Annotated in this window: 21 protein-coding genes and 1 pseudogene; 15 read left to right on the top strand and 7 right to left on the bottom strand. The window is 49.2% G+C overall.

Features of this window, described 5'->3' with window-relative positions:
* Nucleotides 1–51 precede the first annotated feature (51 nt).
* Nucleotides 52–177 carry a DUF8377 family phage-derived protein gene (locus tag M8370_RS23565; protein ID WP_502799538.1) on the top strand — a complete coding sequence of 42 codons (126 nt, stop codon included), beginning with the start codon at nucleotides 52–54 and terminating at the stop codon, nucleotides 175–177.
* Here M8370_RS23565 and M8370_RS02360 read toward each other — a convergent pair.
* A complete protein-coding gene (locus tag M8370_RS02360) occupies nucleotides 142–504 on the bottom strand; it encodes a hypothetical protein (protein ID WP_250020442.1) in 363 nt (120 codons plus the stop codon). The genes M8370_RS23565 and M8370_RS02360 overlap by 36 nt on opposite strands.
* Before the next feature lie 126 nt (nucleotides 505–630).
* On the opposite strand from M8370_RS02360, the gene M8370_RS23560 reads away from it, so the two are divergent.
* The gene (locus tag M8370_RS23560; RefSeq protein ID WP_250020441.1) at nucleotides 631–1,923 is read left to right on the top strand and encodes a phage tail fiber protein; all 1,293 of its coding nucleotides are present in this window, start codon (nucleotides 631–633) and stop codon (nucleotides 1,921–1,923) included.
* Here M8370_RS23560 and M8370_RS02350 read toward each other — a convergent pair.
* Nucleotides 1,889–2,497 carry a pyocin knob domain-containing S74 family peptidase gene (locus tag M8370_RS02350; RefSeq protein WP_250020440.1) on the bottom strand — a complete coding sequence of 203 codons (609 nt, stop codon included), beginning with the start codon at nucleotides 2,495–2,497 and terminating at the stop codon, nucleotides 1,889–1,891. The genes M8370_RS23560 and M8370_RS02350 overlap by 35 nt on opposite strands.
* Before the next feature lie 157 nt (nucleotides 2,498–2,654).
* On the opposite strand from M8370_RS02350, the gene M8370_RS02345 reads away from it, so the two are divergent.
* The 8 genes and pseudogenes from M8370_RS02345 to M8370_RS02310 all read left to right on the top strand — a co-directional run bounded on the left by M8370_RS02345 (nucleotide 2,655) and on the right by M8370_RS02310 (nucleotide 10,924).
* Nucleotides 2,655–3,212 (top strand): recombinase family protein, encoded by a 558-nt coding sequence (locus M8370_RS02345; RefSeq protein ID WP_250020443.1) that lies wholly within the window; start codon nucleotides 2,655–2,657, stop codon nucleotides 3,210–3,212.
* A 202-nt stretch (nucleotides 3,213–3,414) separates the two neighbouring features.
* The gene (locus tag M8370_RS02340; RefSeq protein WP_250020439.1) at nucleotides 3,415–5,412 is read left to right on the top strand and encodes a BCCT family transporter; all 1,998 of its coding nucleotides are present in this window, start codon (nucleotides 3,415–3,417) and stop codon (nucleotides 5,410–5,412) included.
* Between the two features lie 65 nt (nucleotides 5,413–5,477).
* Nucleotides 5,478–6,776: a DUF2254 domain-containing protein gene (locus tag M8370_RS02335; RefSeq protein ID WP_250020438.1), complete on the top strand. Its 1,299-nt coding sequence runs from the start codon at nucleotides 5,478–5,480 to the stop codon at nucleotides 6,774–6,776.
* 165 nt (nucleotides 6,777–6,941) lie between these two features.
* A pseudogene (locus M8370_RS02330) lies at nucleotides 6,942–7,112 on the top strand (NADP-dependent isocitrate dehydrogenase); the annotation flags it as partial.
* Nucleotides 7,113–7,421: 309 nt separating this feature from the next.
* Nucleotides 7,422–8,057 (top strand): response regulator transcription factor, encoded by a 636-nt coding sequence (locus M8370_RS02325; RefSeq protein ID WP_250020437.1) that lies wholly within the window; start codon nucleotides 7,422–7,424, stop codon nucleotides 8,055–8,057.
* Nucleotides 8,058–8,200: 143 nt separating this feature from the next.
* Complete coding sequence (locus tag M8370_RS02320) at nucleotides 8,201–10,198, top strand: BCCT family transporter (protein WP_038979854.1); 1,998 nt, start codon at nucleotides 8,201–8,203, stop codon at nucleotides 10,196–10,198.
* Between the two features lie 61 nt (nucleotides 10,199–10,259).
* The gene (locus tag M8370_RS02315) at nucleotides 10,260–10,607 is read left to right on the top strand and encodes a DUF1304 domain-containing protein (protein ID WP_248088716.1); all 348 of its coding nucleotides are present in this window, start codon (nucleotides 10,260–10,262) and stop codon (nucleotides 10,605–10,607) included.
* A gap of 71 nt (nucleotides 10,608–10,678) precedes the next feature.
* Nucleotides 10,679–10,924: a YmjA family protein gene (locus tag M8370_RS02310; RefSeq protein WP_020690326.1), complete on the top strand. Its 246-nt coding sequence runs from the start codon at nucleotides 10,679–10,681 to the stop codon at nucleotides 10,922–10,924.
* Here the strand turns inward: M8370_RS02310 and M8370_RS02305 are convergent.
* Nucleotides 10,902–12,428 (bottom strand): EAL domain-containing protein, encoded by a 1,527-nt coding sequence (locus M8370_RS02305; RefSeq protein WP_250020436.1) that lies wholly within the window; start codon nucleotides 12,426–12,428, stop codon nucleotides 10,902–10,904. The genes M8370_RS02310 and M8370_RS02305 overlap by 23 nt on opposite strands.
* A 247-nt stretch (nucleotides 12,429–12,675) precedes the next feature.
* Here M8370_RS02305 and M8370_RS02300 point away from each other — a divergent pair, with 247 nt between their 5' ends.
* On the top strand, nucleotides 12,676–14,160 hold the full coding sequence (locus M8370_RS02300; protein ID WP_045295800.1) for a sensor domain-containing diguanylate cyclase: 1,485 nt from the start codon (nucleotides 12,676–12,678) through the stop codon (nucleotides 14,158–14,160).
* 279 nt (nucleotides 14,161–14,439) lie between these two features.
* Entirely contained in the window at nucleotides 14,440–14,688 is a 249-nt protein-coding gene (locus M8370_RS02295; RefSeq protein ID WP_008500746.1) for a GlsB/YeaQ/YmgE family stress response membrane protein, read from the top strand.
* 54 nt (nucleotides 14,689–14,742) lie between these two features.
* Here the strand turns inward: M8370_RS02295 and yoaJ are convergent, their stop codons facing one another.
* Genes yoaJ through M8370_RS02285 form a run of 3 tightly spaced genes read right to left on the bottom strand, consistent with a single transcriptional unit; the run spans nucleotide 14,743 to nucleotide 15,990 of the window.
* A complete protein-coding gene (gene yoaJ / locus M8370_RS23555; protein WP_071830143.1) occupies nucleotides 14,743–14,817 on the bottom strand; it encodes a protein YoaJ in 75 nt (24 codons plus the stop codon).
* Nucleotides 14,818–14,916, bottom strand: coding sequence for a YoaK family small membrane protein (locus M8370_RS02290; RefSeq protein WP_014883431.1), 99 nt, complete (start codon nucleotides 14,914–14,916; stop codon nucleotides 14,818–14,820). It lies immediately after the preceding gene.
* Between the two features lie 45 nt (nucleotides 14,917–14,961).
* On the bottom strand, nucleotides 14,962–15,990 hold the full coding sequence (locus M8370_RS02285; RefSeq protein ID WP_029881992.1) for a sensor domain-containing diguanylate cyclase: 1,029 nt from the start codon (nucleotides 15,988–15,990) through the stop codon (nucleotides 14,962–14,964).
* Between the two features lie 307 nt (nucleotides 15,991–16,297).
* On the opposite strand from M8370_RS02285, the gene M8370_RS02280 reads away from it, so the two are divergent.
* Together M8370_RS02280 and M8370_RS02275 are read left to right on the top strand one after the other, a co-directional pair.
* Nucleotides 16,298–16,552 (top strand): putative hemolysin, encoded by a 255-nt coding sequence (locus M8370_RS02280; protein ID WP_038979863.1) that lies wholly within the window; start codon nucleotides 16,298–16,300, stop codon nucleotides 16,550–16,552.
* Nucleotides 16,553–16,632: 80 nt separating this feature from the next.
* Entirely contained in the window at nucleotides 16,633–16,938 is a 306-nt protein-coding gene (locus M8370_RS02275) for a hypothetical protein (RefSeq protein ID WP_013097068.1), read from the top strand.
* Here the strand turns inward: M8370_RS02275 and M8370_RS02270 are convergent, their stop codons facing one another.
* Nucleotides 16,939–17,283: a DUF488 domain-containing protein gene (locus tag M8370_RS02270; protein ID WP_013097067.1), complete on the bottom strand. Its 345-nt coding sequence runs from the start codon at nucleotides 17,281–17,283 to the stop codon at nucleotides 16,939–16,941.
* A 100-nt stretch (nucleotides 17,284–17,383) separates the two neighbouring features.
* Here M8370_RS02270 and M8370_RS02265 point away from each other — a divergent pair, with 100 nt between their 5' ends.
* Nucleotides 17,384–18,091 carry a CTP synthase C-terminal region-related (seleno)protein gene (locus M8370_RS02265; RefSeq protein WP_062856443.1) on the top strand — a complete coding sequence of 236 codons (708 nt, stop codon included), beginning with the start codon at nucleotides 17,384–17,386 and terminating at the stop codon, nucleotides 18,089–18,091.
* The last annotated feature ends 25 nt before the right edge of the window (nucleotides 18,092–18,116 follow it).

The raw sequence follows: 18,116 nt of genomic DNA, 5'->3' as shown, positions 1-18,116 counted from the left end.
AACTGCCCGGGAAACCTCAGCGATGATGGTACGGTTGTCGGGTATTCAGGTGTGGTGCTCAAATGGACTGGCTCTCAGCTGCAGGGCAGATACATTTCAAATAACCAGCGCAGCTGGAGCCAGACGTTTCAGGGGCGGGGCCTAAGAATCCCCATCGCTCAGTTTGTTGGCATTTGAGACGGGAGGAACGCGCGGGTAATGAGTCGCGATCATATCTTGATTTACGCCCTTTGCTGAATTGAAGCGATAAACCACATCCAGCTTATCCGTTTTTTTATAACAAATATTACTTAACCGTTTATTAATATGTCGGCTGAATATTCCGTTGCTGCTGTCTGAAATAACTTCCACCTCTCTGGTGGCACAGTCGATATTAACGTGAATATCGCCACCCAGCGATAAACGAGCGGCATCAACGGGATAGTCCATCTGGAATGCATTATCTGTGTGTTTGTTCGTACATCCAGCCGACAGCAAAAGCGCTGCAGCAAATAAAAGTTTCATTTCAACGTTCCTGTTTATGCGGGAACTTCCATTTTATTTGAGTTTAAAAAATAGTCAGATTGATATGAGCGATCAATTTTAAATGATTGATCGCTTTTAACGATCGTTATTATCGTGAGGTAGTTTATGCTTTATAACACCGGCACCATCGCAATTAACGGAAATACCGCAACCGGCACTGGCACGAACTGGACGGCACCAGCCAGCCAGGTTCGCGCTGGCCAGACAATTATCGTGATGTCTAACCCGGTGCAGCTGTTCCAGATTTCATCCGTGAACAGCGCCACGTCAATGACGGTTACGCCAGCTGCTTCCCCGGCGCTGAGCGGCCAGAAGTACGGCATTCTGATATCAGACAATATCTCTGTCGATGGCCTGGCGCAGGCGATGTCGCAGCTCATCAAAGAGTATGATGAGAATATCGGCGCCTGGGAGACGTTCGCCACCACATCCGCAAACCAGACTATCACCGTTACTATCAACGGATCTTCCGTAAATATTCCGGGCATAGGTGCACTTGCCAGAAAGGGTTCAAATAGCGATATCACGGAGCTGAAAGGGCTCACTACTGCGCTTTCTATTGCGCAGGGTGGCACCGGGGCAACAACGGCAGAAGGCAGTCGCACAAACCTCGGTTTAGGAAGTAGCGCGACGAGGAATGCTTACAGTTCCTCCGGGGATATGCTTTCTGTGGGTGATTTTGGGCTGGGTTCTACGCTTCCAAGAGCACCTTACTCGGACACTATAACAAACATGTTTTACACACCTGGTGATGCTGGGGTGTCGCAACCAACATCAGATGCAGGTTGGTGTCATTTGGTTCTGGCTGCTTCCAGTTATTATCGAGCCCAGCTATCGCTTAAATATTCCGAAGGAAAACCAAGGGCATTTATCCTCAATCGTACTGGCACCACTAGCGGGGGCTGGACTGAATTGTATACGACTGCAAATACTACCAAAGCCAGCGATGGCACATTGAAAGCTGCGTCCCCGGTTGCCCGTATCGTATCGAGCCATGAATCCTGCCAGCGTGCCGATATAGCAGAGGATGGGTTCTCCTGGTGCGGCTGTGGAACGGCGAACTCTGAGGCGGAGGGAATAACTCTTTCTCGCCTCGACGTAGGTGTTTACATGATCGCGGGTTCGGCAGGTCTGGCGTCAGAGGGATGGCAACTGCTGCCGCCAATGGACCCTGGCGGAATGGGAGAGCTGGGTGTAGTTGAGGCAGAGCAAACCGAGAACGGCGGGCTGACAATCCGCCTGTTTAAGCGCAGATACATACTGAGCGATGACGGAGAGATGATCAAAACGAAAGGAGAGCTGATGGATGTTCCGGCGAACAGCTGGATCGATGTTCGCCTGGATATGCCCGCAGAGTCACTGTTTAACCAGCGAATGAGCCAGGAGCCTGAGGTTTAGCGTTTCCCTCTAATGCGCTGACGCGGGTTGCCAGCGCTTTGATTGCCGCCAGCCCATCGAGCAACATTGGTGTCTGATCGAGATGCAGCAGACCGCCAATTTGCTTTACATATTCTGGGTCGATTTTCTCTATTTGCTGAGAGATAACCCCGCGCCGTGGGGTTTGAGTTTCATCATCTTTAAAGGTGAAGTGCTTGAATTCCATCCGGCAGATATTCAGCAATGCCTCTTCCAGATCGAGGTCATCACCGATGTTTTTCATAGTTCTGTCGGACACCGCCGAAGTTAAAATTTCTTTCCACGGTGCCCAGGCGTTGGTATTAAAACCTCTGTAAAAGAACCGCCCGGCATCTGTTTGCGTGGCATAAGGCAACATAAATTGAGTCGATGCACCGCTGCTGCCTGCAATTCGGACATAGTTTTGAATATACCCGTATCCGCTTGCCGCTGGTGTGTTTACAGCGGTAGTGAAATTGATTAGGTTAGGAAACACACCAGGGTTGCGCGCATCATTCAAATTGATGGTGTTTGAAGGTAAAGCCGAGTCAATTTGGAAGAACCTGTAGGCGTCCACCGGCCCCCCAAGTCCACCGACAACCTGAACGTTTCCTTCGCTCGTTCCGACGTCCTTCGTCGCACTACTTCCTAAACCGACGTTTTATAGATTGTTCTTGAGCGGCCTGGTCGATAACTTCACCTGATTTTTTTGCAGAAATAACTGGGTGAAAAATATGCAAATTGGCTATGTAAGGGTGTCAACAAATGACCAAAATACGGATCTTCAGCGGCAAGCACTCGAACGCGCAGGATGTGAACAGATTTTCGAAGAAAAAATGAGCGGAACAGTGGCGAACCGACCAGCACTCAAAAAGCTTCTTAGGGCATTGAATGAGGGGGATACGTTGGTGGTCTGGAAGCTGGATCGCCTTGGGCGCAGCATGCGTAATCTGGTGCTGCTGGTGGACGAGCTTCGGCAGCGCGGTATCCACTTTAAGAGCCTCACGGACAGTATCGATACATCAAGCCCTATGGGGCGCTTCATCTTTCATATCATGTCAGCCCTGGCGGAAATGGAGAGGGAGTTGATTGTGGAACGCACCCGGGCAGGTCTTGCTGCAGCTCGTGATCAAGGGCGAATCGGCGGCAGGCGTCCGAAGCTTACCCTGGAGCAATGGGCTCAGGCAGGGCGGTTGATAGCGAACGGCGTAGACAGGAAGCAGGTCGCAATAATTTATGACGTTGCAGTATGCACGCTATATAAAAAATTTCCTGTATCTAAGCTGATTTAAGTCTTTCTACGTGCCTCAGCCTTGTGACTTTCAACAATTATGATGAGAGAGTATTACAGCAGACCAAATCGGAGAATGCATATGAGAATATAACCACAACATGGCTTCTGATTATATGCCCCATTTACTGCTAGTTTTTGCTACTCTATGAGAGGCAATGCCTGTCATCTTAAGTGGATTTAAGTTAATGGAATGAATAATTATGAGTGAAAATGATACAATCCCAAAGCAGTCCAAAAGCCAGATTAACAAAGCGGTATTCTTTTCATCTGCTTTGTTAATTTTCCTTCTTGTCGCCTTTGCCGCTGTATTCCCGGATATCGCCGACAAAAATTTTAAACTTCTACAGCAGCAAATCTTCACGAATGCCAGCTGGTTCTACATCCTTGCCGTGGCCCTCATTTTACTGAGCGTCACCTTCCTGGGACTCTCACGCTACGGTGATATTAAGCTGGGCCCGGACCATGCGCAGCCTGATTTCAGCTATCACTCCTGGTTTGCGATGCTTTTCTCGGCAGGGATGGGGATCGGCCTGATGTTCTTTGGCGTTGCTGAACCGGTGATGCATTATCTTTCACCTCCCGTTGGCACCCCAGAGACAGTTGCGGCAGCGAAGGAAGCAATGCGCCTGACGTTCTTCCACTGGGGCCTGCATGCATGGGCAATCTATGCCATCGTGGCGTTGATCCTGGCCTTCTTCAGTTACCGTCACGGTCTGCCATTAACGCTGCGTTCCGCACTCTATCCCATTATTGGCGATCGCATATATGGGCCTATAGGCCATGCGGTAGATATTTTTGCCGTTATCGGCACGGTCTTTGGCGTTGCGACATCGCTGGGGTACGGTGTTTTGCAGGTGAACGCTGGTTTGAATCATCTTTTCGGGGTGCCCATCAATGAAACGGTGCAGGTCATTCTGATCGTTGTCATCACGGGGCTAGCGACGATTTCGGTGGTGTCCGGCCTGGACAAGGGAATACGCATCCTGTCCGAGCTCAACCTAGGCCTGGCGGTGCTGCTGCTGGCTCTGGTCCTGTGTCTGGGACCAACCGTGCTTCTGCTGAAGTCATTTGTGGAAAATACGGGCGGTTATCTTTCGGAGCTGGTGAGTAAAACCTTCAACCTTTACGCATATGAACCTAAGTCGAGCAACTGGCTGGGGGGCTGGACATTATTGTACTGGGGATGGTGGCTTTCATGGTCGCCGTTTGTGGGGATGTTCATCGCAAGGGTCTCTCGCGGTCGAACCATTCGCGAGTTTGTTACCGGTGTGCTGTTTGTTCCCGCCGGCTTTACGCTCATGTGGATGACGGTGTTTGGTAACAGCGCGATCTATCTCATTATGAACCAGGGGGCGACTGACCTCGCCAATACCGTTCAGCAGGATGTCGCGCTGGCCCTGTTTAATTTCCTGGAGCATTTCCCGTTCTCCTCCGTGCTGTCATTCATTGCAATGGCGATGGTCATCGTCTTCTTCGTAACGTCTGCTGACTCGGGGGCAATGGTTGTGGATACGCTGGCATCAGGTGGGGTGGCAAACACCCCTGTCTGGCAGCGTATCTTCTGGGCGTCGCTCATGGGCATTGTAGCAATTGCACTTCTGATTGCGGGTGGGCTAAGCGCGCTGCAAACGGTGACAATAGCGAGTGCATTACCCTTCTCAGTGATCTTACTGGTATCCATATACGGACTGTTAAAAGCCCTGAGACGGGATTTGACGAAGCGTGAAAGCCTGAGCATGGCAACTATTGCGCCGACGGCTGCACGTAACCCGATTCCCTGGCAGAGAAGGTTGCGTAATATCGCCTATCTGCCTAAGCGTTCTCTTGTGAAACGCTTTATGGACGACGTTATCCAGCCCGCCATGACGCTGGTTCAGGAAGAGCTCAACAAGCAGGGAACGATTAGCCACATTAATGACGCTGCCGACGATCGTATTCGCCTTGAAGTCGATCTGGGTGACGAACTGAACTATATTTATGAAGTGAGGCTTCGCGGGTATAACTCGCCAACCTTCGCCCTTGCTGCTATGGATAATGATGAGCAGCAGGCTGAGCAACATCGATATTATCGCGCAGAGGTTTATCTCAAAGAAGGCGGTCAAAATTATGATGTGATGGGCTGGAACCAGGAACAGTTGATTAATGACATACTGGACCAGTACGAAAAACATCTGCACTTCCTGCACTTGGTTCGTTAATACAATCAAATGCCGCCCTGGAGGGCGGCATTAATTTATCTTGGCCATAATACGAGGGAATGCAAATGATCTCACGCTGGCAATGGATTCTGAAGCAGGTATTTAAAAAGTTATGGTTCAGGGCTGCATTATTCGCAATTGTAGCGATAATGACGGCTCTTTTATCAATTCTGTTTAAATCAATGATCCCTGAGTCGGTATCGGTGAAGGTTGGCGCAGAAGCCGTGGATAACATACTAAATATATTGGCATCGAGTATGCTAGCAGTTACCACATTTTCGCTTAGTATCATGGTCACAGCGTACGGATCAGCTACCACTAATGTGACACCAAGAGCTACACGTCTAGTTGTTGAAGACGTAACCACACAAAATGTACTGGCCACATTCATCGGTTCCTTTCTCTTCAGTCTGGTAGGGATCATTGCTCTTAATATGGGAGCCTACGGAGAAAGGGGGAGAGTCATTTTATTCGTTGTCACACTGGTGGTCATTGGTTTAATTCTCATCACATTGCTTCGTTGGATACAGCATTTGACCTCTCTGGGAAGGGTTGGAGAGACGACTGCAAAGGTTGAGCAGGCGGCGATCGAAGCATTTGTTGAAAGAGCAAAAAGTCCGTATCTGGGCGGATATCCATGGCTTGAGAACGATGAACAGCCAAACGGAACGGTTGCAGTGTATCCGGAGATGATTGGATACGTTGAATATATTGATATGGTGAAACTCAGTAAGCTGTTGTCTGAGGATCCTCGACATGTTTATCTTGTGGCGCAACCGGGCAGTTTCATTCATCCGTCGATGCCAGTTATGTACCAGAGTCAGGGGCAAGGGCCATTAATCAGAACCGATTTGCTCGAGACGATCATTGTCTCGGATGTACGCTCCTTTTCTCAGGATCCCCGATTCTGTCTTAGCGTTATGGCTGAAATAGCTTGCAGAGCCCTTTCACCGGCAGTGAACGATCCTGGAACCGCAATTGATGTCATTGGCAGAGGTGTACGGATACTATCGGCTTATGCGCAGAATAAATCTGACGAAACTGATGTGACATATCCTTCAATACATGTTGCGCCACTTCAGAACAGCGATCTACTTGAAGACTTTTTCTTACCTATTGCCCGTGATGGTGCCGGAATGAGTGAGATCCAAAGGAGAGTGCTTAAAGGGCTTTCAATGTTAGGAAGTAGTTGGTCACACGAGTTTGAAGATGCTGCACATATTTTGGCAAGTGAAATTTTAGAGTATGTAAATCGTGCAGCTCACACCGATTCCGATAAGGCTCGAATTCAATTAGTCTATGAACGTTTATTTTCCGACTTACAATCAAAAACTATCAATGTTAAAACTGGCAAGAAGAACTAATGGGTTTGGGATGCGTTTCAAAATTGAGGATTGCTAAAAAGAGGTTATCAAAACCCAAACTTCATCGAAATTAATCAATGGGTTAGGTAAAGGTTTAAAATGCTTGACTAGAACTCCAGTTATGATAAATTTCTCTAAAAATCAATTAATTACTTTCGCCTTGTTGAAATACTGCTGCGTCATATGGAATGGTTCGAAGCCGCAGACCTGATCGTCAAAGGTATGGAAGGCGCGATCAACGCGAAAACCGTAACTTACGACTTCGAACGTCTGATGGAAGGCGCTAAACTGCTGAAATGTTCAGAGTTTGGCGACGCGATTATCGCGAATATGTAATCCAGATTCTGGGTTAAACAAGAACGGGAGCTTGCTGGCTCCCGTTTTTATTTTGTGTGAAACCGGTATCACGACTACCACGGAAATTTCATAAAAAAATTCATACTCAGAACATTCCCGGGAAATAAGCGAAAGCGAGACTATAGCTTCTGACAGAAATGGCTATGTGAGCGCATCAACGTTATTCGCTCTCGAAAGCGAACGGTGTGGAAATGTTATCCGGCATGACGTTAGCAGTCATAAATACTTTGGGAATGGACGCAACTGTTCGTATTATGTCCCTGAAAGATTTAATCAGGAGAAATTGATATGGAAGAGGTTATTTATGTTATCGATGATGATGATGCATATCGGTCGTTTGTTGTTCAGTTCTTAACAGCCGCGGGCTATCAGACGTTTGACTTCAGTAATGCCGAAGAATTTTTATCCTCTCCCATCGTTGATCATCCTTCATGCTTAATCCTTGAATTAAACCTTCCGCGTATGAATGGCTTTGACGTGATGGATGCACTCAAAGCGCGTGGATGCGCTATACCGGTACTCATTCTGACGAAGAGCGGCTCCATCCCTTCCTGCGTACGGGCAATGAAAGCAGGCGCCCGGGATTTTTTGACCAAACCGGTCGAACCTGAACAACTTTTGCGCGTGGTGAATGAGGTAATGATCGACGCGACAAACCATTTTCTGGAACAGCAACGGTTATTTGAACTGTGTAAAAATTACCAGGCGTTGACGCGACGTGAGAAACAGATTTTTGAGCTGGCAATTAATGGCTTGCAAAATAAACAAATCGCATCGGAACTGGGCATAACAGAAATTACGGTGAAGGTACATCGACGCAGGGTGATGGATAAAATGCAGGTTCGTACGTTAGCGGATCTGGTGCATGCTGCCGGCACGTTGCAAATCGGTAAATCCCGATGTCCACCCCGCAGGCTTTATTGATAACGCGGCGATCGTCACCGGACAGTTTATACCACCCTGACATTCATTCAGATTATTGTCCCCCTGGGGTGTTGAATTTTGCTACCCTATGAGAGGTAACGCCTCTCAACCGGGGCGGTCTACGATAATGGAATGAATTGATTATGAGTGAAAATGATACTATCCCAAAGAAGTCTACAAGCCAGATTAACAAAGCGGTATTCTTCACATCTGCTTTGTTAATTTTCCTTCTTGTCGCCTTTGCCGCAGTATTCCCGGATCTGGCCGACAAAAAATTCAAACTCCTGCAGCAACAGATATTCACCAATGCCAGCTGGTTCTACATTCTTGCTGTCGCCCTGATTTTACTGAGTGTTACTTTCCTCGGTCTTTCGCGTTACGGTGATATCAAACTGGGGCCGGATCATGCCCAGCCTGATTTCAGCTACCATTCCTGGTTTGCGATGCTGTTTTCGGCAGGGATGGGGATCGGCCTGATGTTCTTTGGCGTTGCCGAACCGGTAATGCATTACCTTTCGCCACCCGTCGGCACCCCTGAAACCGTAGCCGCAGCGAAAGAAGCCATGCGCCTGACGTTCTTCCACTGGGGACTGCATGCATGGGCCATCTATGCCATTGTTGCGCTGATTCTGGCATTCTTCAGCTACCGTCACGGTTTGCCTTTAACGCTGCGTTCCGCACTTTATCCCATCATCGGCGATCGCATCTACGGTCCTGTCGGCCATGCAGTCGATATTTTTGCGGTAATAGGGACGGTCTTTGGCGTTGCCACATCGCTGGGTTACGGTGTTTTGCAGGTTAATGCCGGTCTGAACCATCTTTTTGGGGTGCCCATCAATGAAACGGTGCAGGTCATTCTAATTGTAGTCATCACGGGGTTAGCGACGATTTCAGTGGTGTCCGGTCTGGACAAGGGAATACGTATCCTCTCTGAACTCAATCTGGGTCTGGCTGTTTTACTTCTGGCGCTTGTGCTGTGTCTTGGACCAACCGTACTTTTACTGAAATCTTTTGTCGAAAATACCGGCGGTTATCTTTCGGAATTAGTGAGTAAAACCTTTAACCTTTACGCCTACGAACCGAAATCAAGCAACTGGCTTGGTGGCTGGACGCTATTGTACTGGGGATGGTGGCTTTCCTGGTCGCCGTTTGTCGGTATGTTCATCGCGCGCGTATCCCGTGGCAGGACAATTCGTGAGTTTGTTACGGGCGTGCTGTTTGTTCCCGCAGGTTTTACCCTCATGTGGATGACGGTGTTTGGTAACAGCGCCATTTATCTCATCATGAATCAGGGAGCAACAGACCTGGCAAATACCGTCCAGCAGGATGTCGCGCTGGCCCTGTTTAATTTCCTTGAACATTTCCCGTTTTCCTCAGTGTTGTCATTTATTGCAATGGCGATGGTCATTGTCTTCTTTGTCACCTCGGCTGACTCCGGGGCGATGGTTGTTGATACGCTGGCATCGGGTGGCGTCGCTAATACGCCTGTATGGCAACGAATTTTCTGGGCCTCGCTCATGGGGATTGTGGCCATTGCACTGCTGATTGCGGGTGGGCTGAGCGCGCTGCAAACCGTGACAATAGCGAGCGCATTACCATTCTCCGTGATCTTATTGATCTCAATATACGGACTGTTAAAAGCCCTGCGTCGGGATTTGACCAAACGTGAAAGCCTGAGCATGGCGACGATTGCGCCGACCGCCGCACGTAACCCTATTCCGTGGCAGAGAAGGTTGCGCAATATCGCCTATCTGCCGAAACGTTCTCTGGTGAAACGGTTTATGGACGACGTTATCCAGCCTGCCATGACGTTGGTTCAGGAAGAACTGAACAAGCAGGGGACGTTGAGTCATATCAATGATGCGGCTGACGATCGTCTCCGGCTTGAAGTTGATTTAGGCAATGAGCTGAACTTTATTTATGAAGTGAGGCTACGTGGCTATAATTCGCCAACTTTTGCTCTTGCCGCTATGGATAATGACGAGCAACAGGCAGAGCAACACCGCTATTATCGCGCTGAAGTGTATCTGAAAGAGGGCGGTCAGAACTATGATGTGATGGGCTGGAATCAGGAACAGCTTATCAATGACATACTGGACCAGTACGAAAAACATCTGCACTTCCTGCATCTGGTTCGTTAATACAAAAATGCCGTCCGATGGGACGGCATTTATTTTGCTACTGACTGTGTGAGACAGCCTTATGTTAGCCACTGTACTTATCGTTATTGTTGCGTTAATCCATCTCTATATTCTGGTGCTGGAGATGTTCCTGTGGAACACCAAAACCGGGCACAAGGCTTTCAATCTCACGCCCGATTTTGCGCGTGAAACCCGCGTACTGGCTGCGAATCAGGGGCTGTATAACGGTTTTCTGGCGGCGGGTCTGCTCTGGGGGCTCTGGCTCGGAGAGCGCGGTGTCCCTGTGACCCTCTTTTTCCTGAGCTGCGTGCTACTTGCCGGAATTTTTGGCGCAGCGACTGCCAGTCGAAAAATACTCTATGTTCAGGCTATGCCGGCTCTCGCTGCCTTACTTGCGCTGCTTATCTAATACTTTGGTCAACGTAATGCGTCCGCTATACTCGGTGCATCACCCGCTAAATGACAGACGAGAGACTGTTTATGAACAACGATATTCCGCTTAAATATTATGACATCGTCGATGAGTATTCGACGGAAACCGCTGAGCCAGTCAGTGAGTCAGAGCATGACGCGCTGGCGTACTATTTCCAGCTGCTGCTGACGCGGTTAACGAACAACGAGGAAATCAGCGAGGAAGCCCAGCAGGAAATGGCCAGTGAGGCGGGGATCCGCACGGCACGCATCGATGATATTGCGAATTTCCTTAATCAGTGGGGGAACGAGTAGCCCGTAAGGGCATTCTCATCGTAAGTTTCTTCGCCAGTTCACTGCGTGTCAGTGATTTTGAGAAGTACCACCCCTGGATCAGAGCGTCAGGATACCTGTCCGCAATAAAACGATACTGGGTTTCACTTTCCACCCCTTCGAAAACGAGCGTTTTGTTGAGCCTGGCAAGCGCATCGCAAAAAATAGCAAAAATATTCTGCTTATAATGTTCATTGATACCGTCCACCAGCGACTTATCGATTTTGATTTCGTCATATTCCAGCAGAGAGAGTCGGTCCAGGTTTGAGTTTTTCACGCCGAAATCGTCTATCGATATTCTCACCCCAAGTTTTTTCAGCTCCAGACAAAACCCTTCCAGAATATCTGCACTGGATACCGCTTTTTCTGAAAGTTCCACTTTTATCAAAGACAGGGGGATGTGATTAAATGCACATTCACGACGTAACGTCTGGATAAACTGTCCATCTTCAATCTCCGTTCGCCCAACGTTCAGCGAAATCATCAGCTGATGTTTAATGGCAAGCGGTGCGATCTCAGACAGCGATTTTTCAATAATATTAATATAATACTGTCGGTACAGCCCAATTTTCTTAATTAAAGGAATAAACAGTTCCGGGGAGACATCGGTGCGATGATAATCGCGCCATCTCGACAGCACTTCTACCCCGACAATGCTTTTATCCTGGATACGTATAATCGGCTGGTAGTTAACGCTGATAGAATTGTTTTTTACCGCCTTAACCAGCGTTCGTTCCAGTGAGAAGCGATCTTCGTAAATGCGCATGAAAAACAACGAGATTGCGGTCCAGATAAAACACAGAATAGTCGTCAGAAGAATAAACACCACAATGGGGAGCGAAGCCAGGCCCGCGTCGTAATGCTTCACCGTAACGCATATGTCCCATCGCGTGCTGCACTGCGTCAGGGTCAGGGTAAAAAGCGCTGAATCTGGCCAGTGGTGTTTTATGACATCTGGCTTAACCGAGAAAAATGTCCGGTCGAAATCTTTCGTCGTGGTACTCAGCGCATAGTTTGCCGTAACCGGCGTGAATTTATCGTAGGCATAACGCGAGGTGAAAATAATTACATTATTATAGATTGCCGCGTTGCCAGTGAAAAAATCCTTTCTCGAAAACTGCGCTAACAGAAAGTCTCTTGGTGTTTTATGGAGTTCTGTTGGTAGAGGGACTGGAGTGGCGAGCTTACCCCAAAAGGCAGTACAGACGACTTGCCCATTTTCAACAAAACCGATATCGGAAAAATAGGGGCTGCGGAGTTTTAGCTTTCTGTAGCGATCAAGGCTGATTTGATCGCAGCCTCGGGTTGTTACCTCTTTAAGGGCCAGCGCGATGCTTTCGGATAATCCTTCGGAATAGTGCAAAAGCGTCTGGGCGATCTCACGCTGTTTATCCTTCTGCTGGCTGATGATAACCGCGTTCACCGCATACAGAGACAGAATGACCAGAATCGTTGATACGATAGCAACGGCAATGATTTTTTTCATTTTCCGGTTATCCTGTCAGCTCCCTGATGGGGTGAATCTTAACACAGCCGGGGCAGGGTACAAGCCTGGTACTCACGGGGGAGAGCGGCAGGTGCCAGGGATCTCCGTAATAACCCTGACGCAAATTTTAGTGAAGCAAAATAATAACCGCTTCTTATTGTGCGCTTAAGTGCAATTTATTTTCCTCTTATCCTGACCTTTGTTACAGTGACACGAGTTGTCAGCCAGGGATGTCAGGCGTGATAAGGTGGAAAAGCTCGTGCATGTGAAAAATACTTTTTACACAACAACCATTACTGTCATCATTGTCTCGTTGATCATCTCGTTGTCGCTTGCGGTCCAAATTACCACGTCCAGACAGCAGTCAATTCAGCAAATTAATACCGGCGTTGCTAACCTGAGCCATACCCTGGATGTTTATACTGAGGGGATCATGCGTCAAAGCGAAATGCTGATCACCACCATTTCAGACATGATCGACATTTATGGTATGACCCCGGAACAGGCGACCAATATTCAGCGGATAATAGAAAATCAGGATAATCTTCTTAGCCAGATTAACAATGTGGTTATTTACGATGTCAATGGTGACATCTTTACGGCATTGTACGGACGTTTTTCCGGGCCGCGAAAAGGGGCTGACAGATCGTTTTTTATCTATCACAAGGAAAATAAAAGTCAGCAGATTTTTATTGGCCAGCCGGTCGTGAGCAGAACGAACGGGAAATGGGTGATTACGATCAGTCGACGGCTTGAAACGCAGACCGGAGACTTTAACGGCGTTGTCGTGGTGACGCTTGGAATCGAAAATTTTCTGGCACTGTACGGGCAGATTAATATTGGCCATGCTGGTGTCATTGGCCTCACGACACAATCCGGCGTGTTGCTGGTTCGCTATCCGTTTAAAAATAACTACATTGGCGCGATTGTTTCAGACTCACCCCTGTTCAGAGAATACCTGAAGGTACAAAATTCAGGGATTGCCAGCTCGGTTTCGCGGTTTGATAAAGTCGAACGCATTTTCGCTTTTGAGAAAAACAAACGTTACGGATTGGTCACCACCGTTGCAGTGAGTAAAGAAGAAGCACTTGCAGCCTGGCGTAAGCAGGCCATTCAGCTCGCCGTACTCATTCTTATTTTTACCGTGGCGCTTATCGTCGCGTCTTATTTCCTCTATTCAGATCTGTCCAGAAAAACCAGAGATAACAAAGAGCTCAAGATAATAGCCTCTGAAGATGCGCTGACGGGGCTTTTCAACCGCCGCACGTTTGATGAAAAAATTCTGTCTGAAATCGCCACGTGTGCGGATAACGACACGCCAATTTCTATCCTCATTGTCGATGTCGATTATTTCAAAAAATACAATGATAACTACGGTCACCCAGAAGGAGACCGTTGTCTTACCCTGCTGGGGAATAGCCTCAGAGAGAGCCTTACCCGCAACAACCAGCTTGTGGCGCGTTATGGCGGCGAAGAGTTTGCGCTGATCCTGCCAGACGCCGATATTCAGGAAGCCATCCGCCTGGCCCAGACAATCATCCGCAATGTATTTTCACTGCATATTGAGCATGCCTTTAGCCCCTTTGGACGGGTAACGGTCAGCGTCGGGGTGTCAACCGCACGTGCCGTTGACATTGCAGGCAGCCAGCAGAACATTATCATTGCGGCTGACCAGGCGCTCTATCAGGCAAAGCGCGCAGGACGCAACCGCTATGCCTTTATCGCCGTGTAAGCGGGCAAAAAAATGCCCACTAAAGCGTGGGCAAAAATACTGGAAGCAATGTGAGCAATGTCGTACTGAATACCTGAGCGTTTAACTCAACTATTCAGTGTTGAGAAAGATAATCTTTCTCATCTTAAGTTGCAACCCCACATTTCGTGTGGTGCGGTTTTGGATACTAAATGCGCACTCTCTCGCTGTGATACTAATCACAAATTTCCTTTCCCGGATCCTGTGCTATCCTTTTTGTGTCGTTGATTTAATGACAAAAACCATACAGAGAGGAAAGTTATGGGAATTTTATCCTGGATTATCTTTGGGCTTATTGCGGGTATTCTGGCGAAGTGGATCATGCCGGGCAAAGATGGCGGTGGTTTTATCGTTACCGTGATACTGGGTATTGTCGGCGCGGTCGTCGGCGGCTGGATCAGTACGCTGTTCGGGTTTGGCAAAGTTGACGGTTTCAACTTCGGCAGTTTTGCTGTCGCCGTGATCGGCGCGCTGGTTGTTCTGTTTATCTACAGAAAAATCAAAAGCTAAGTTTGATAAGCGTTAAAAAAGGCTGCCAGATGGCGGCCTTTTTACGTTGCGGTGTTACCACCAGCCAAATTGCGTGCCAGCAACGGCGACGATGGCGACAAGCAGCATAATGAGGGTGGTTTTTCTCATTTATGCTCCCGGAGCCGCGTAACCACCGACAAAAAACCATGCTAAAAAAACCACTGCCGTTATAAAAATAACGACCGGGAAGAGGATCCCTATTCTCATGCCATCACCTGTTTTGGTTTTCAGAATGCCGTAGAGTGTACGGGGTTAATCCAAAACGTGAAAGCGCGTTTTGCCTTTACCCTTTTTATCCTGATACATCGCAACATCCGCGACGCGTAATGCGCTGTCCGGATCCATCCCGGCAGGATCAACTTCGACAACTCCCAGGCTTGCACCCGGGTACACAATACTCACACTGCCCAACCCGTATTGGCCGGCAATCCGGTCGCGAAGCCGCGCCCTGAGCAGGTTAATCTGGCCCTCATCAGCCTGATTTTCCGCTTTACTCAGGCAGGCTACCAGGAACTCATCGCCACCCAGGCGGCCGATTATCTCGTCTTCGGTCTTTTCATCTGACAGACGTTTGCCGACTTCAATGAGGAATTGATCGCCTGCTTCATGCCCGTACTGGTCGTTAATCCGTTTAAAATCATCCAGATCGATAAAAGCGATAATTACGTTGCGTTTAAGGTGGCGGCCTAAAGAAAACAGGGTATTGAGATCTTCAAAGATGGCGCGGCGGTTGGGTAAACCGGTGAGAACGTCGGTAAAGGAGTAGGCGATGAGCGCTGCATTCGCTTCTCGAAGTTGAGAAAGCAACGACTCTTTCTGAATATACTGGGCAATCAGCCCAGCAAAGAGTTTCAGCACGTGTTCGCCGCGTTCACTGAGCAGCTTCTTTTCCGTGCTGGTCGCACAGAGCGTGCCGTACAGGGAACCATCCGCCAGGTGAACCGGCACGCTCATGTACGTGGTAATACCGAGCGCTTTCGCGGCGTCGCAATCCGCCCAGCGTTCAGGAACCTCGTTACTGAAAATGGTGTCACTGTCCAGCGCACGTTTGCACAATGTATCGCCCCAGGGCACGCTTAGTCCCTCCGGGATCTGCATCTGCTTACTGTTTCGGGCATACAAAATATGCTGAAGACGGGCATTGATATCGACCTTCGTCAGGTAGGTCGACTCCATTTCGGTCACAAGTTCCAGCATCTCCAGCAACTGGCGAACGAGACTTTCAAGGGATTGTTCCGTGGTGAGCGTTTCTGACACTCGGGCCAGGATGATATCTGACATGACGTAGGTTGACTCCCATGCACAAGACGTCTGCATCTGCATGTTATGCTGAAAATTTCGACTTCAGCCATAGTAAAACATGAATGGTGAGAATTTTATATATCCACCAGAAGCAGGCAGGGGAGAAAAAGGCCCCGTTGTTGAGACCGGGGCAAAGACATCTTGATTACGGAATGATGTTCTCTGGTCATAAGGAGAACACGCCTCACTATAGTGTTGAAAAGTGCAGTTAAAATGGAGAAATGATGGAGAAAGCGACGGCGACCCGTTACCCTTATCTTCTGATGATGTAAAAAGGATCAACACGATGAGATTTCTGCTTTTGGCTCTCGCGCTACCCCTGGCGGCCTGTACCACAAAAACGTCTCCACCTGTTGCCCCACCGCCGCCTCATAGGGTGGGTATGGCTAACCCTGCCTCTGTCTATTGTCTGGAAAAAGGGGGAGAGCAGATCCCAATCCAGAGCCCGCAGGGCGTGCGTACGGAGTGTAAATTGCCCGGTGGCGAAGTGATCGACGAATGGGAGCTTTACCGCCGCGATCATCCGCAACCCGCCAGGTGACAGCAGGACAAAGATTGCGATACACTTCTCTTTAGGATTATTCTTAGCCAGTTTCTGGCCACCGTTATCGTGAGAGAAGTATGTTTCAGCTTAAACCGGGCAGCATGGCGTTGATCATTGGTGCCCGCACGGCCTCAGGCCGTCGCAATGTGGGTAAATCCGTTGAGTTGTTTGGCCTTTGCCAGCCCGGCCAGCGCTTCGTTAACCCGGTCAATGGCGTGATGACGCAGCTGCCTGCGACAGCGGATCGCGCGCTCTGGCTGGTGACGGGCGATGTCTACGCCTTTGATAATCAGCACGGTTTTGCGTTTGTGCGCGCCGAACATCTGCTGCCGCTCACGCCGGATGAGGCACCGCAAACCTTCGATGCGCTGACGGCCAGTTAATCACAAATGGCGCAGCCAGTCGGCTAAGACTATTGCGTGATTCTGTTCGGTATTTTTCGCGGCGTAGAGAAGGGTTAAGGTTTGCTGTCTCGCGAGGGTTGCAAGACGCAAACCTTCGTCTTTATGCTGCGCCAGCTCTTCCCGATACGCCTGGCTGAAGGCAGCGAAATCAATGGTTTCACTGTGAAAGGCCTTACGTAACCCGTCAGAAGGCGTAAGCGCTTTGCACCATTCATCATGCACAAGGTCTGCTTTTTTCACCCCTCGCGGCCACAGTCTGTCCACCAGCACCCGATAACCATCCTCCGGGGCTGCCTGTTCATAGACGCGCTTGCACTGAATCATCATTTCCCCTCCCAATTTAAGGTATTGTGATTATTGCAGAAGATCGGTAGTCTGAGGTTCCTTATGTTATCTGATAATACTCTGGCATAAGGAACCTTTCATGGAACACCTCCCGGTTAAAACGACGCTGCGCATTGCGCTGGTTGGCGATTACAATCCCGATGTGATTGCGCACCAGGCGATCCCGCTGGCCATAGATGATGCTGCTGCAGTGCTGGATCTCATCGCTGATTACGACTGGCTTGCGACGACGGAGCTGACCAGCCCTGAAGATCTGGTGGGTTACGATGCCATCTGGCTGGTTCCTGCAAGCCCCTACAAAAACACCGAAGCCGCCTTTATCGCTGCACGCTACGCGCGCGAAAACAGCATTCCGTTTCTCGGCACCTGCGGCGGTTTTCAGCATGCATTGATTGAGTATGCGCGTAATGTGCTCGGCTGGAGCGATGCGGCGCACGCCGAAACGGACACCGAAGGCTCAATGGTGATTGCGCCGCTGACCTGCTCGCTGGTGGAAAAAACCGATGCGATTGAACTGCGTAACAACACGCTTATTGCGAAAGCCTACGGCAAGCCGGAAATTGAAGAGGGATATCACTGCAACTACGGTGTATCGCCGGAATTTGCGCAGGAGCTGGAGAGCGGTGATATGCGTGTGACCGGCTGGGACGAGCAGGGGGAAATCCGTGCCGCAGAGCTGGTTACCCATCCGTTCTTCGTGATTACCTTATTCCAGCACGAGCGTGCTGCGCTGGCGGGGCGTCCGGTGGTGTTAGTACAGGCGATGCTGCGTGCGGCACGGGGATAAATAACAGGCAGACCGTCAGGTCTGC

It is taken from the genome of Enterobacter cloacae complex sp. OE43NF, assembly GCF_023544405.1.
GTDB classification, from domain to species: Bacteria; Pseudomonadota; Gammaproteobacteria; order Enterobacterales; family Enterobacteriaceae; genus Enterobacter; species Enterobacter cloacae.
Note: the sequence above shows the minus strand (reverse complement) of the source record. Positions and strands in the feature narration are given on the sequence as shown.